General features: G+C 61.4%; 12 protein-coding genes and 1 tRNA gene. 4 read left to right on the top strand and 9 right to left on the bottom strand.

Annotated elements, in window-relative coordinates:
* Positions 1-77: 77 nt before the first annotated feature.
* A complete protein-coding gene (gene tmk, locus FPL22_RS03100; protein WP_144228649.1) occupies positions 78-725 on the bottom strand; it encodes a dTMP kinase in 648 nt (215 codons plus the stop codon).
* A gap of 25 nt (positions 726-750) precedes the next feature.
* Entirely contained in the window at positions 751-1860 is a 1110-nt protein-coding gene (locus FPL22_RS03095) for a carbohydrate kinase family protein (RefSeq protein WP_144228648.1), read from the bottom strand.
* 138 nt (positions 1861-1998) lie between these two features.
* Between FPL22_RS03095 and FPL22_RS03090 the strand changes: the two genes are divergently transcribed.
* From FPL22_RS03090 to tolA, 3 genes are read left to right on the top strand one after another with little or no spacing between them, the layout of a single operon-like run.
* Positions 1999-2685 carry a MotA/TolQ/ExbB proton channel family protein gene (locus FPL22_RS03090; RefSeq protein ID WP_144228647.1) on the top strand — a complete coding sequence of 229 codons (687 nt, stop codon included), beginning with the start codon at positions 1999-2001 and terminating at the stop codon, positions 2683-2685.
* Between the two features lie 12 nt (positions 2686-2697).
* Positions 2698-3129, top strand: a complete 432-nt coding sequence (locus FPL22_RS03085) for an ExbD/TolR family protein (RefSeq protein ID WP_144228646.1) — start codon at positions 2698-2700, stop codon at positions 3127-3129.
* A gap of 38 nt (positions 3130-3167) precedes the next feature.
* A complete protein-coding gene (gene tolA, locus FPL22_RS03080; protein WP_144228645.1) occupies positions 3168-4124 on the top strand; it encodes a cell envelope integrity protein TolA in 957 nt (318 codons plus the stop codon).
* 69 nt (positions 4125-4193) lie between these two features.
* Here tolA and FPL22_RS03075 read toward each other — a convergent pair.
* From FPL22_RS03075 to FPL22_RS03050, 6 genes are all read right to left on the bottom strand, one after another.
* Positions 4194-4269 (bottom strand) — tRNA-Ala (locus FPL22_RS03075).
* An 82-nt stretch (positions 4270-4351) separates the two neighbouring features.
* Positions 4352-5122, bottom strand: coding sequence for an SDR family NAD(P)-dependent oxidoreductase (locus FPL22_RS03070; RefSeq protein ID WP_144228644.1), 771 nt, complete (start codon positions 5120-5122; stop codon positions 4352-4354).
* Entirely contained in the window at positions 5119-6195 is a 1077-nt protein-coding gene (locus FPL22_RS03065; RefSeq protein ID WP_144228643.1) for a lipocalin-like domain-containing protein, read from the bottom strand. Before FPL22_RS03065 ends, FPL22_RS03070 begins: the two co-directional genes overlap by 4 nt.
* A gap of 2 nt (positions 6196-6197) precedes the next feature.
* Complete coding sequence (locus FPL22_RS03060) at positions 6198-8840, bottom strand: FtsX-like permease family protein (protein ID WP_144228642.1); 2643 nt, start codon at positions 8838-8840, stop codon at positions 6198-6200.
* Positions 8837-9520, bottom strand: a complete 684-nt coding sequence (locus tag FPL22_RS03055) for an ABC transporter ATP-binding protein (RefSeq protein ID WP_144228641.1) — start codon at positions 9518-9520, stop codon at positions 8837-8839. Before FPL22_RS03055 ends, FPL22_RS03060 begins: the two co-directional genes overlap by 4 nt.
* Positions 9521-9564: 44 nt before the next feature.
* Positions 9565-10329, bottom strand: coding sequence for a site-2 protease family protein (locus tag FPL22_RS03050; RefSeq protein WP_162525167.1), 765 nt, complete (start codon positions 10327-10329; stop codon positions 9565-9567).
* 100 nt (positions 10330-10429) lie between these two features.
* Here FPL22_RS03050 and FPL22_RS03045 point away from each other — a divergent pair, with 100 nt between their 5' ends.
* Positions 10430-11962 carry a sigma-54-dependent transcriptional regulator gene (locus tag FPL22_RS03045; protein ID WP_144228639.1) on the top strand — a complete coding sequence of 511 codons (1533 nt, stop codon included), beginning with the start codon at positions 10430-10432 and terminating at the stop codon, positions 11960-11962.
* A gap of 104 nt (positions 11963-12066) precedes the next feature.
* Here FPL22_RS03045 and galE read toward each other — a convergent pair whose 3' ends face one another.
* Positions 12067-13056, bottom strand: coding sequence for a UDP-glucose 4-epimerase GalE (gene galE, locus FPL22_RS03040; RefSeq protein ID WP_144228638.1), 990 nt, complete (start codon positions 13054-13056; stop codon positions 12067-12069).
* Positions 13057-13101 lie beyond the last annotated feature (45 nt).

The following is a 13101-nucleotide window of genomic DNA, read 5'->3' as shown; positions in this document are numbered from 1 at the left end:
TGAAGGCGGAGACTTGAAGCCTGAAGACGAGACGCCCCGAAGTTTCAGGCTTCAAGTCTCACGCTTCAGGTTTCGCATTAAACCAACAGCTTTTGCAGACCGGTCCAGGTGGCCTTTTCAACCGCGTCTTCGGACTGCGAGCCATCGATGACGAGGAAACGCTGCGGCATGCTCTTGGCGAGGAGCAGGTAGCCCTCGCGGACCTTGTTGTAGAAATCGATGTTCTCGCGCTCCATGCGGTCGGGCAGGTCGGAGGCGCGCTGGCGGATGCGCTGGAGTCCGATCTCGGTAGGCACGTCGATGATGACGGTGAGGTCGGGCATGACGTTGCCGACGGCGAACTGGTTGATGAGGTTGACCGGATCGCTGGCGAGGTTGCGCGCGATGCCTTGATAAACCGTGGTCGAGTCGAGGAAGCGATCGGAGAGCACGACGGCGCCACGGGTGAGGGCGGGGGCGATGACCTCGCGCACGACCTGGGCGCGGGCAGCGGTGAAGAGGAGCAACTCGGTCTCGGCGCACATCTCGTCGCCCTTGGAGTTGTGGACGATGATGTTGCGGATCTGTTCGCCGATCTCGGTGCCGCCGGGCTCGCGGGTGGTCACGACCTCGCGACCGAGGAGCTGGAGGTGTTTGGCGAGACGGGCAATCTGCGTGGATTTGCCGCTGCCTTCGGAACCCTCGAACGAGATGAGCTTACCGGTGGTTTTGTTTTTCAGAGGCATGGTCGGGAGAATGCGGGGTGACGGGTTAATTCCAAGTCTGGAGGAAGGTGGTGAGGTCGTTGAGCGTGGGGCTCTGGCCGGTGCGGACGTAGTGGCCGGAGGTGCAGACGCCGACCGCGAGGCAGGATTCAGGCGACAAGCCGAGGAGCTGGCCGTTGGAGAAACCGGCGTTGAAGTGGTCGCCGGCACCCGTGGTGATGAGCGGCTTGGGCGTGTAAGGACCGGGAATCCACGCGGTGCCCTCGGCGGTGGCGCAGGCGGCAGACTCCTTGGGATGAACGACCACCGTGGAAAGCCCGAGGCGCGCGCGGATGTCGGCGGCCATTTTGCGGAGGCCGGCCTCGTCTTCCTTGATGATCGGGTAGTCGAGCGCGGCCCACACCTGCTGGGCTTCCTTGAGATTGAGACCGAGGGTGACGCGGCCGAATTTCTCGAATTTGCCAATGACCTCCAAGGCCTTGAGCAAATCGTCGCGCGAGCGCTTCTCGGGGTCGGCGAGGTCGAAGAAGAAAATGCGGTCCTTGGCGGGCAGGGCGGGGAGCACGTCGTTCACCAGCGCCTCAAAAATCGCCGTCATGTTCGGGATCATCGTCCAGTTGACGAGGGCGATGAGGTCGGCGGCACCAAAGGCCTGATCGACGCCGGCGCGGCCCATCTTTTCGACGATGCGCTCGAAGGTGATTTCATCGAGGCTGCGCATCTGGCCGAGCATGAGTTTGCCATCGGTGAACTCGACGGCGGTCGTGGAGGCGGGATCGGCGAGGGAAACAACATCGGCCTTGCCGGCGAATTCCTGGAAAACGGGGTGAATCGCGGCGCGACCAAGGGCACCGATGTATTTGAGGCGGCCGCCGGCGGAGATGAGGGCGTTGGCCATGATCGGGCCGTTGCCGCCCAGTTTGTCCATGCGCGGATAGAACTCGATGTTGGTGCTCTTGCCCGCGGCGCCGAGGATGCGCTGGCCGAATTCGTTGATCGTGGTGATCGGGGTAAACGCCTCGCCCTGGGCGGTGCGCAGCGCGACCGGCGTGACGATGGTGTCCACAAATCCGTCGAGACCGACGACCGAGAGTTTTCCTGTGAGGGAAGATCCGGTTTTGAGCAGGGCGTCCAGCGTGCGGGCTTTGAAATCCATAGGAAAGAAGAGGGAGCGGTCAGGGAAGATTCCGCCGTCGCGAGCGGCAATCAGATTCTCCGTCGTGCGAAATCTTGATTTCCATTGAAGGTGCGAACCAAAGCCTGCAACGCTTGTCGCCGCTACACGCACTTTTCGATGACACTCTTTTTTGCCTCCGCCAACCTCCTGAAAATCTTCGGTGATACCGATGTTTTTGGTCAGATTCTCACCATCGGCCTCGGCGTTTTCAGTCTGATCGCCTGGACCGTGATGTTCGGGAAATACAACGAACTGAAACGCCTGCGCGACCTGAACCTCGCGTTCGAACAACGTCTCCGCGAAGAGCGCACGTTGCTCGATCTGCCCGAGTCGCTGCGCAACAAGCGCTCGATTCCCTACGCCGATCTGTTCGCAGATGCGGTCGAGGCCTACTGGCGCGCCGCGTCCATCCTCAAGGAAAAGGGCGAGGACAACAGCCGCTCGCGTCTCGAACACTCCGAAAACGCCATCCAGCGCGCCATCGCCCGCCAGTTGCTGCGCTACGAGGCTAGCATGATTTTTCTCGCGACGATCGTCTCTGGCGCGCCGTTCCTCGGCCTGCTCGGCACCGTCTGGGGCGTGATGGAGGCGTTCAGCGCGATGACCGGCGCCACGGCCAGCATTCGCGATCTCGCGCCGGGTGTATCCGCCGCGCTCATGACCACGATCGCCGGCCTAGTCGTCGCCATCCCGTCGATGTTCGGCTACAATTTCCTTATCGGAAAAGTGAAGCAGCTCTCCACCGAACTCGAGAACTACGCCAGCTCGCTGGCCGACCGCCTCGAGCTCGAGTCGAAGAACTAAGCGCCCACGACCATGGCCCGCACTTTTCGCCAACGCCGTTCGATGCACGCGGTCTCGGAGTTGAACGTCACCAACCTCCTCGACCTCGCCTTCGTGCTGTTGATCATCTTCATGATCGCCACGCCGTTGATCACGCAGTCGGAGCAAACGGTGCCCGTGAATCTCCCCGTCGAATCCAGCAGCGAACAACAGAAGCCCGACCCCGATACGAAATCGGAAAACATCGTGATTCGCGCCGATGGCAGCTGCCTCCTCGGTGACACACCCGTTCCGTTGACCCGCATGACGCAGGAACTCGCCCGTTATGCCAGCCAGTCTAAACCGCCGGTGTTTCACATCCGCATGGATGCGAATTCCACCGCACAGCAGTTCATCAGCGTCATGGATGCGTTGAAGAAAAACGGTCTCTCGAAAATTTCCTTCGATACGCAGGCGCAGCAGTAAGAAAACGGTTTCTCGAGCGTCGTCTTAGTTAACGAGTCATGTCTGCCCGCACCACCAACGCCTTTTTCGCCTCGGCCGCGCTTCACGCGCTGCTGCTGTGTTTAATTGCGTGGTTTGCCTATCGGGCTCACCAGTCCGACCAAGAGGCTCCGCAGGTTTTTGAGCTCGTCGCCGGCGCGGGCGATAACTTCGCCGCAACCGAGGCGCCCGCACTCGGTGTTCCCGGTGGCGTAAAGTTTGAAGCCCCCGAACCGCCTGCGCCCATCCCCGCCGCCGCCGCGCCGGCTGAAGCCGCCCCTGCCGAACCGGAGCCCGTGACCAGCCCGATCGAAGCGGTCGCGCCTCCGGTCAAAACCCCGCCGAAACCCGCCAAGCCTAAGCCGACCGACTACAAACCGGTCAACATGGCCAAGATGGTGGACCGCATCGCCGATAAACGCGCCGCGAAGATCGAGAAGCAGGTCAAGGCTGACAAAGCCGCCGCTGATGCCCGCGCCGCCAAGGAAGCCGAGCTCAACAGCAAGCGGACGACCAAGGCCGAATTCGACCGCATGAACAAAGGCAAGTCGTCGCCTTCGCAAAAAGCCCCGACCGCCGGTGGCGGCACCGGTTCACTCAAACGCATCGACGCCGAAGGCATCGCCGGCGGCGTCGCGGGCGGCTCCACGGCGAATAAAACCGGTGGCGCCGGCGGCAAAGCTCTCACGCGCCAGGATATCGAGCTTTCGGAAGCCTACATCTCGTTGCTCATCCAACGCCTCAAGGAAGCGCATAAAAAACCCGAGGGCGTGAGCGACCTTCTGGAGGCCTCCGTAAAATTCCGCCTCACTTCGAGTGGCTCTGTGGTGAACGTCACCATCATCAGTTCGTCGCGAAACTCCGAGTTCGATCAATCGGTTCTGGCCGCCTTCCGCCGCATCTCGCTGCCGCCGCCGCCTGCAAATCTGAAAACCAATGATTACACCATCACGTTCAAGATGCGTGAGGATACGTGATTCAGTGTTTTTGATTTTAGGACACAAAAAAGCCCCGGTCATTAACCGGGGCTTTTTATTTGTCCAAAATGGTGGACCCTAGCGGGGTCGAACCGCTGACCTCCTGCATGCCATGCAGGCGCTCTACCAACTGAGCTAAGAGCCCGTAACTGACGGGAGGTGGTGAAAATCAGGTTTTGAGGAGTGAAGGCAAGAGGTTTTTTCGAAATTTTAAACGCGCTGAATATTTAGCCTTTTGGTTTCGTCCGCACGTGCGCCATGCCGCCATCGACCGACCAGATTTGTCCGGTCACCCAGTCTGCGTCGGGTGACACCAGCCAGGCGATCAGGCTGCCTACATTGGCCGGCCGTCCGACTTTGCCCAAGGGGTGCATTTTGTCGGAGAACTGCCGCGCCTGTTCGGAGCCGAGCAAGCCGGCCGCGAGCGGAGTATCGACCAAGCCGGGAGCCACCGCATTCACACGAATCCCTTTGCCCGCGTAACTGGCCGCAGCGGCGAGCACGAGTCCGTTGATGCCGCCCTTGGCCGCCGCAATGGCATCGTGGCCCGGCAGGCCGGCCTGCGCCGCGACCGAGCTGATCAACACTATGGAGCCGCCGCCTTGCGCCTGCATCGGACCGAGCGCGGACTTCACGCCGTAAAATGCCGAGTTGAGATTCAGGTCGATCACACGATGCCACTCCTCGATCTGGGTGAGGTGTGCGGGTTTGATCAGTATCGAACCGACCGCGTGCACGTAGGCATCGAGCCGGCCAAAGCGCGCCACGGTGGACTGGACCGCAGCAGCGACCGCCTCAGATTGAGTCGCATCGGCCTCGATCACGTGAAGATCCGGCAAGAGAGCTTGAAGGGCGGCGAGTTTATCGGCGCCGCGTGCATAGCCCGCGACCCGCCAGCCTGCGGCGGTGAGCCGGCGGGCGACATCGGAGCCTATGCCTCCGGATACGCCTGCAATAAGGACGACAGGCTGGGATTGGGGCGCGGAATCAGTGGTCATAATTTGAGATCTTTAGCGTAGCCGGTGAGCTCCATGTAGGCCGAGCCCACCTCGCGGCCGTCGGCGTCCAACACGCGACACGCACCTTCCCAATACGGAATGCCGCCGAGACTGCCGGACAGTTCCTGATTTTTCACGAGCGGTTCGAGCGTGAGGGCGGCGGGTTTTCCAGTGGCGGGGTCGGTTGAGATGAGTCGAACGCGCGAAGGATAAACCGCGCCGGTCCGCGGACTCGTCCAGCGATCCAGCACGTCCCACGTGAATGAGCTTTTTTTCGGATGCCCCGCGGCGTCCACCCAAGTGAGCGAAGAGGCTGGATCCGCCGTGCCATCTCGAAGTCGCAGTCGGTAGAACATCAGTTCACGACCGTCTTTGAAATGGATGCTCACCCAGTCCCAGCCGATCTGGTTTTGGTCGAGCTGACTGCTGCTGATTTCGTGGTCCATCCACGACTCGCCGGTCACCTTTAACGACTCCTCCCCGAGCGTGAGCACGCCTTCGGTGCGCAGTCGGGTGAACGTGAGATAGTAACTGGCGGCGGTCGGCGCGGAGCCTTTGCGCGAAATGCTATTCTCGCCAAAGACGACCAGCGGTTTCGTCGGAGTCAGCGTAAAGTTGAACGCACCCTCGGCACGCACGCCGCCGCGCAATTCCATGCGCTCACTTGTCTCGTCGATAAACCGCAAAGACCACGGACCATTGTGCACATCGAGTGTGCTCGTGGATGCGCCCGCATCCCAGCCTTCGCGGTTGAGTCGTTCCTGATAATAAAATTTTCCCGTGCCTACGTCGGTCAGCGCCATGTGCGCGAGGTGGAGCTGTGAGGTTTTATCCGCCGAGGCGCTGCGGAAAAAAGTCGCCTGATAACCGAAGCGACGACCGTCGGCGGCCGCGAGGTGTCCGGTGATATACCACCACTCGATCTTAAACTCCGAATGCGAGCCGTGGTCGCGCGGAAACGAAAACACGTGGCCGGGTTGCGGCACGGCAAAACCCTCGGCGGTCACCAATGGAGTCGGAGTTTGGCCGCACAAGGCGCAGACGGCGCAAAAAAATATCAGTATGTGGCGCATGGTTATTCTTCGCGATCCGCGGGCAGGTCCGCGCCCCAGAGGCCGACGGCATAACTGACGATCCAGCCGGTCAGCGTCACCCCGAGCCCGAGCAACGCGAGTCGGCCGACCGGCACTGCCGTCGCCAGTGTCCAGCCGAAGGATTGTTTGTTGATTACATGAATGAGCAGCCAGCCCAGCGCGAGGCTGAGCACGAGTCCGACAGCCACGGCGCACGCGGAAACCGCCAGGCCTTCGAGTGACGCCGATGCAGCAATCTGCCGCCGGCGAAACCCCAGCGCACGCAACGTGGTGAGTTCGTCACGGCGATCCAGCAACACGCTGATCAACGTGAGCGCGAGCCCCGTCATCGCGACCGCCACGCCAATCACTTCCAACGCGTGCGTGATCGAAAAGGTCTGTCGAAACACGCGCAGCACTTCGGCCCGCAACCGGGCGTTGGTGAAGACCGATAGTCCCGGATAAAGTTTGGTCAATTCGGCGCGAAGCGTGTCGGGATCCACGCCCGGTTTTACATAGAGCGCCACGCTGGTGACGGAATCCTCGGCGAACCACGCTCGCGTCAAGCGTCGCGGCACGAGGATGGACCCACGCTCGTTTCCGTAGTCGGCAAACACGCCCGCCACGGTGACTTCACGCATGCCCGCCGGCGTCGGTAATCGCAGCATTGCTCCCACGCCGACGCGAAACCGTTCGGTGAAACTTTCACTCACGAGCGCGAGGTGTTCGTTGCGCGCTGGATCGAACACGGCGTCGTCATGCGGCGGAGTGATCCACGGCAGATCCGGACGCGTGGCCGGATCTTCGAGATCAACGCCCGAGAGCAACGTGGAAACTCCCTCCATGTCGATCGGGTGGGCAACCAACATGCCGGCGTGCGCCACGGCCGGATGCGTTGCGAGGGCCTGCGCGGCGTCGGCCGAGATCCGATTTTGCGACGAGGCGCTTTGCGCGCCCGCACTCGAGATGTAGAGGTCGGCCTGCAAGGCCCGGCGAACCCAGCCCTGCATTGTCTGCTCAAAACTCGCGACGAGGATGGTCATGCCGGCGGTCATGCCGATCGCGCACACCAATGCCGCCGCCGCGAGCCGGTGCCGGCCCGACGGTGTTCGCAGATGACCCAGCGCGATCCGTGCCGTTGCATAACGCCCGCCCGCCGCCTGCGCCAACCGAGCCAGCGGAGGTAGAAGAAACGCGCACGAAATGCCCGCGCCAAACACCCAAAGGAACGCCGCCACGTAGCCCGCGAAAGGAAACCGTCCGCCGCCCGCGAAGCGCACCGGTGGCAGTTGCGCGCAGATAATTCCCGCAATGATACATGCCAGTCCGAGCCCGATGCTGCGCCACAAGCGGGCCCCGGCTGCGGGCGGCGCGCCGCGTTGCAACACCTGCGCCGGAGGCGTGCGTGCAGCTTCACGGGCCGGCCAGAAACCCGCCACCAAGGCCGCGCTCACGCCGAGCGCCAAACCGAGCAGCGATTCGCCGAACGTAAGATTCGCCGACGCCACGGTCGTTGCATAATAGAGCGCGTTGACGGTCTGGCCCACGGCGCGCACCGCGACTTGCGCACCGGCCCAACCGAGCAACAACCCGAGCGCTCCGCCCGCGAGTCCGAGCAAAGCCGACTCCGCCAGCCACAACCGGCGGATGGTGCGTTCCTCGACTCCGAGTGAACGCAGAATCGCAATTTCCGGACGTCGACGCACCACCGCGCCGTCGAGTGCCTGAAAAATCAAATAAAGCCCCGTGAGCAACGCGATGAGCGAGAGAATCGTGAGGTTCAGTCGGAATGCGCGGGTCATCGCCTCGGCGGTGTCGCGCTTGGCTCCGGGTGCGGTGACCAGCCAGCGTGCGCCGCTGGGTGATTGAGCGAGCTTTTCTAAAATATCCCGCAATTCGGCGCGGCGTTCGTCGGAACGCGGACCGCTTTCGATGATGAACTCCACGCGGTCAACACGCCCGGTTTTGCCGGTTATTTTTTGTAGCTGCGCCAGATCGGCGATTATCAATGTGGCGGGTGCACGGGGCGCATCAGGCGCGCTCGGAATGATGCCAGCGACCGGCAGCGACCGCACCGTTTCGTCGATGACGAGTGTGATCTGCTCGGGTGGTGTCGCGGCGAAATCTGCGCTGATCCAGACCTGCGGACCGTTGTTAAACGCCGACCAGAATCCTTGATCGCCTTCGGCTTCCTGGCCGCGTGCGCCGGTTTTTTTCTGATTCAGAAACGAGCCGTCCTGAGGGCGCGCGAGGTTGGCGATACTGATTAGATCCACACCCAGCAGCGTGTAAGTCGGGCGGCCGAATTTCGCCTCGTTGCCGGATTCCGGTGGAGGCGACGCCGTGGTCTCCACGACCGGAATAATGTGCACCGCACGACCGTCGAGCGCTGAGCGCAGTTCAGGCAGGACGCTTTCGGGCAACGTCCCGGCGGGAGGCTGGATGATCCAATCGCTTTGACCGGTGAGCGTATCCGTGAAGTTCGAAAAACTGGATACCGCCGCGCGGTTGGCCAGACGCACAGATACAAACACCGCCACGCCGAGCGCGAGGATGACGACCAGCAACGCGCTTTGCTTGGGTGCAAGCAGCCAGTGTCGCAGCGTGAAACGGCGTAAGAGAAACGGGAGCAGCGGTGCGCTCATGTGCGATCGACGACCCGCCCGTCGCGCAGATGAATACGGCGATGGCAGATCGTGGCGGCCTCTTCGCTGTGCGTGACCAAAATAAGCGCGGTGCGGGTCTCGTCGGTCAATTCGCGCAGGAGGGCGAGAATGTTGGCTCCGTTGGTGGAATCGAGATTGCCGGTCGGTTCATCGGCGAGAATCAGCGCGGGCCGGTGAATAAGTGCGCGGGCAATCGCGATTCGCTGTTGTTCGCCGCCGGAAAGCTGCGAGGGCAGGGCATGGGCGCGATGTTCCAAACCGATACGTGTGAGAAAATGATTCACGCGTTCGCGGCGCTCGGCGGCGGGCACATCGAGGAGTTGCAGCGGCAGGCCGATGTTTTCCTCTGCGGTCAAAGTGGGCAATAGGTGGAAAAACTGAAACACCGTCCCGACCCGTTCGCGCCGCAACCGGGCGAGGGCATCGCTGTCGAGTTGGTCGATGCGAAGACCGTTGAGCGTAATCGAACCTGAATCGGGCCGGTCCACGCCGCCGAGACAGTTGAGTAACGTAGTTTTTCCGCTGCCCGAGGGGCCAGTGAGAGCGACTCGCTCGCCCGCTTTGACCGAAAACGAAACGGTATCCAGCACCCGGCGGGCACCGTAGGCTTTGGTCACGTCGACGACGTCAAAAACCGTGTCAGCTGGGGCGGAAGGCATGCGGGCATCAAAGCGCGGTTTGCGATAAACGCCAGCGCTCGCACTTAAATGGCCCGTGGCGGAACTTCGTCGATCGGGGTGACCGTCACGACGGTCGGTTGATTGAAGCGCGCTTCAATCATACGCCAGTGTGCGGCCTCTTTCTCCTTGCGCGCCACCGCCTGCAATTCGCGGTGTCCGGCGAAAATGATGAAGCCGAACAGCACGCAGGCCGGATAATTCTTCCAATAAAAAACGAGGTAGGCCGCACCGGCCAATGCCACGACTTTACCCGCGTGTGCCGCGATCTGCGTGGCGCGCAGATACGGAAAACGCATCGCCAGCAAAGCCCGTAACACTCGACCGCCATCCATTGGAAAAGCGGGGAGCAGATTGAACACGCCGAGGATCAAATTCACGAGAACCAGATAGCGCCCCAGACCGGGCAGACTGAGTTCAAAATAAGCCCAGTTCCATCCCTCGGGGAACCGCACGAAAATCAACAGCACCCCGATGATCAGGTAATTCACCGCCGGTCCCGCGAGTGCGATGATGATTTCTTCACGGGGTCGACGCGGAATCGATTCCATCTCCGCCATACCGCCAATCGGTAGCAGCAGAATACGTGGCACCCGGATGCCGAAATAACGCGCTGCTGCCGCGTGTCCCAGTTCGTGCAGAGTAACGCACACGAACATCACCACGGTCCCCAGTGTGAGCCACGCCGCGCCTTGCCACGCGGCGGCCGTCCAGCCTTGCCACGCCACGTAGGCGAGCAGCAGGAAAAAACTCGCGTGCACCGAGAGTTGGATGCCGCGGATGCGGAACAAGTTCATTGACCATCGAAGCATTGGATACGTAGTAAACACGCGTTCTCGGGATTCGCCAGCGTGCTTGTCAGGCGACCCTAATCCGCTCCCACTTGTTCCCATGACTGATCTCGCCACCAAACCGCCGACCATCCTCGTCATCGATGACGACGCCGAAGTGCGTTACTCGCTGGGTCGCGTGCTCTCTTCGAAAAAATACCAGGTCATCGAAGCAGCCAGCGGCGAACTGGGCGTGGCCGCGGTTAAAAAAGGTCCGCTGCCCGACCTCATCTTTTTAGACATCCGCATGAGCGGCATGAGCGGCATCGAGGCCCTCCAGCACATCCGCTCCGTCAATCCGAAGCAGCTGGTCGTCTTGATGACCGCCTTCGGCACCGCGCAGACCGCCATCGAGGCGATGAAATACGGCGCGTTTGACTACATCATGAAGCCCTTCGATCCGGCGAAGGTCCTCACAATCGCCGAGAACGCGCTCAAGGCCCACGCCGACATGCGCGCGGTGGTGAATTACAAGCCCACCATCAACAGCGACGACTACAAGGAGGGTATCGTCGGCTCGTCGCCGGTCATGCAGGATGTATTCAAAGTTATCGGACAAGTCACCGCCAGCGACGTGACCGTGATGATCACGGGCGAGAGCGGCACCGGCAAAGAGCTCGTCGCGCGTTCCATCTGGAAGCACTCGCATCGCGCTGCCAAGCCGTTCATCGCCGTCAATTGCGCCGCCATTCCCGACAACTTGATCGAGAGCGAACTCTTCGGTCACGAGAAGGGCTCTTTCACGGGCGCGGCCAATCAGCGCCTCGGCAAGTTCGAGCTGTGTGACGGCGGCACCATCTTCCTCGATGAAATCGGCGACATGGCCCTGGCCACGCAGACGAAGATTTTGCGCGTGCTCCAGCAGGGCGAAATCCAGCGCGTCGGCGGCACCGAGACGATCAAGGTCGATGTGCGCATCCTCGCCGCGACCAACAAGGATCTCGAGGAAATGGTGAAGGCGAAAACCTTCCGCGAAGATCTTTATTACCGCCTCAATGTCGTGCGCATCCGCATGCCGGCGTTGCGTGAGCGCGTGGCCGATGTGCCGCAAATCCTTGATTTCTGCCTGCAGAATCTCCTGAAGCAGAAAAAAACCCGCGTGAGCAAAGTCTCTCCCGAGGCGCTTGCCGTGCTCACCCGTTACCGCTGGCCGGGCAACGTGCGTGAACTCGAAAACGTCGTCTATCGCAGCGCGGTGATCGCGCAGGGCGACACGATCCTCCTGAAGGATCTGCCGGCCGAGGTGCGCGAAACCGTGGGTGGGATCGTTCCGACGGTCACCACCGTGGACAGCGCGCCGCCCTTCGAAACCGCCCGCGTTGCATCCGCCGAGAGTGCGGCCCTCGCCACGGCACAAGTGGTCGCCGAAAGCATTGCTTCGGGCGAACCCGCGTTATCCATCCCGCACGCGCTGGATTTCCTGCACCGCGAACTCAGCTTGCAGTCCGAGCCGATTCTTGAGCGTCTTGAACGCGAAATGATCGTGCGCGTGCTCGCCGCCACCGAGGGCAATCTGCTCAAGGCGTCCGAGCGCCTGGGCATGACCCGCGCGACGTTGCGCAAACGCGTAGATGAACTGGGCCTGAAGATCTAAGCATACGCAGGCTCGGTTGGATCTGGGTTTAACCGGACAATAAAAAAGGCGTCCTGAAATCAGGACGCCTTTTTTTGCGGACCGGCACATGCGGCCCGAGCGGTTTACTTTTTGAAACCGTCCGGATGCTGCGAGTGCCACTTCCAGGCGGAAGCGACGATCGGCTCGATCGTGGTGAACTTCGGCTCCCAGTTGAGCTCGGTCTTGGCCTTGGTGGAATCGGCGTAAAGTGCGGGCGGATCGCCGGCACGGCGGGGAGCAGTGACGTAGGGGACTTTCTTGCCGGTGACTTTCTCTACAGCCTGGATGACTTCGAGCACGGAGGTGGGCGTGCCGGTGCCTAGATTATAGAAGAGCGCGGTGCCTGGCTTTTCTAGTTTGTCAAACACGGCGATATGGGCGCGGCTCAAATCATCGACGTGCACGTAGTCGCGGAGGCAGGTGCCGTCCGGAGTAGGGTAGTCGGTGCCGAACACCTGCACGTTCTCGCGTTTGCCGATGGCGGCATCGATCACGAGCGGGATGAGGTGCGTCTCGGGATTGTGGCATTCACCGATACGACCGTCCTCGGCTGCGCCGGCGGCGTTGAAATAGCGGAAGGCAGCGAAGCTCAGGCCATATGCGTGCGCGAACGACTTGAGCGCGTTCTCGATGTCGAGCTTGGTCTGGCCGTAAGGATTGATCGGGGCCTGCGGCATGGTCTCAACCAGCGGCATTTTCTCGGGAATGCCGTAGGTCGCGCAGGTCGAAGAGAAGACGAACTTCTTCACGCCGGAGCCAATCATGCAGCGCAACAAGTGGAGCGTGGAGGCGACGTTGTTGAAATAATACTTCAACGGATCGGTCACGCTCTCGCCGACATAGGCGAAGGCCGCGAAATGCATAACAATGTCGATTTTCTCTTTGCGGAGAATCTTTCCGACTTCGCTCTCGTTGCCGAGGTTGACGGAGTAGAAAGGCACATCCTTGTCCACCGCGGCTCGATAGCCGAAGACAAGGTTGTCGAGCACGACGGGGTTGTGCCCCGCAGCGATTAATTGCCGAACACAGTGACTACCGATGTAGCCCGCTCCACCAACAACAAGGACGTTCATATTTGGAGCCTAGGCTTGTATTGCGTTTATGGTCCGGTTGGCTAG

This window comes from Rariglobus hedericola (assembly GCF_007559335.1).
Classification (GTDB): Bacteria; Verrucomicrobiota; Verrucomicrobiia; order Opitutales; family Opitutaceae; genus Rariglobus; species Rariglobus hedericola.
Note: the sequence above shows the minus strand (reverse complement) of the source record. Positions and strands in the feature narration are given on the sequence as shown.

What these genes read in the sequence shown, in the direction of transcription:
- galE (WP_144228638.1), bottom strand. Translation starts at nt 13,056, where the DNA reads ATGAACGTCCTTGTTGTTGGTGGAGCGGGCTACATCGGTAGTCACTGT.
- FPL22_RS03055 (WP_144228641.1), bottom strand. Translation starts at nt 9,520, where the DNA reads ATGCCTTCCGCCCCAGCTGACACGGTTTTTGACGTCGTCGACGTGACC.
- FPL22_RS03095 (WP_144228648.1), bottom strand. Translation starts at nt 1,860, where the DNA reads ATGGATTTCAAAGCCCGCACGCTGGACGCCCTGCTCAAAACCGGATCT.
- FPL22_RS03065 (WP_144228643.1), bottom strand. Translation starts at nt 6,195, where the DNA reads ATGCGCCACATACTGATATTTTTTTGCGCCGTCTGCGCCTTGTGCGGC.
- FPL22_RS03045 (WP_144228639.1), top strand. Translation starts at nt 10,430, where the DNA reads ATGACTGATCTCGCCACCAAACCGCCGACCATCCTCGTCATCGATGAC.
- tmk (WP_144228649.1), bottom strand. Translation starts at nt 725, where the DNA reads ATGCCTCTGAAAAACAAAACCACCGGTAAGCTCATCTCGTTCGAGGGT.
- FPL22_RS03085 (WP_144228646.1), top strand. Translation starts at nt 2,698, where the DNA reads ATGGCCCGCACTTTTCGCCAACGCCGTTCGATGCACGCGGTCTCGGAG.
- tolA (WP_144228645.1), top strand. Translation starts at nt 3,168, where the DNA reads ATGTCTGCCCGCACCACCAACGCCTTTTTCGCCTCGGCCGCGCTTCAC.
- FPL22_RS03060 (WP_144228642.1), bottom strand. Translation starts at nt 8,840, where the DNA reads ATGAGCGCACCGCTGCTCCCGTTTCTCTTACGCCGTTTCACGCTGCGA.
- FPL22_RS03090 (WP_144228647.1), top strand. Translation starts at nt 1,999, where the DNA reads ATGACACTCTTTTTTGCCTCCGCCAACCTCCTGAAAATCTTCGGTGAT.
- FPL22_RS03070 (WP_144228644.1), bottom strand. Translation starts at nt 5,122, where the DNA reads ATGACCACTGATTCCGCGCCCCAATCCCAGCCTGTCGTCCTTATTGCA.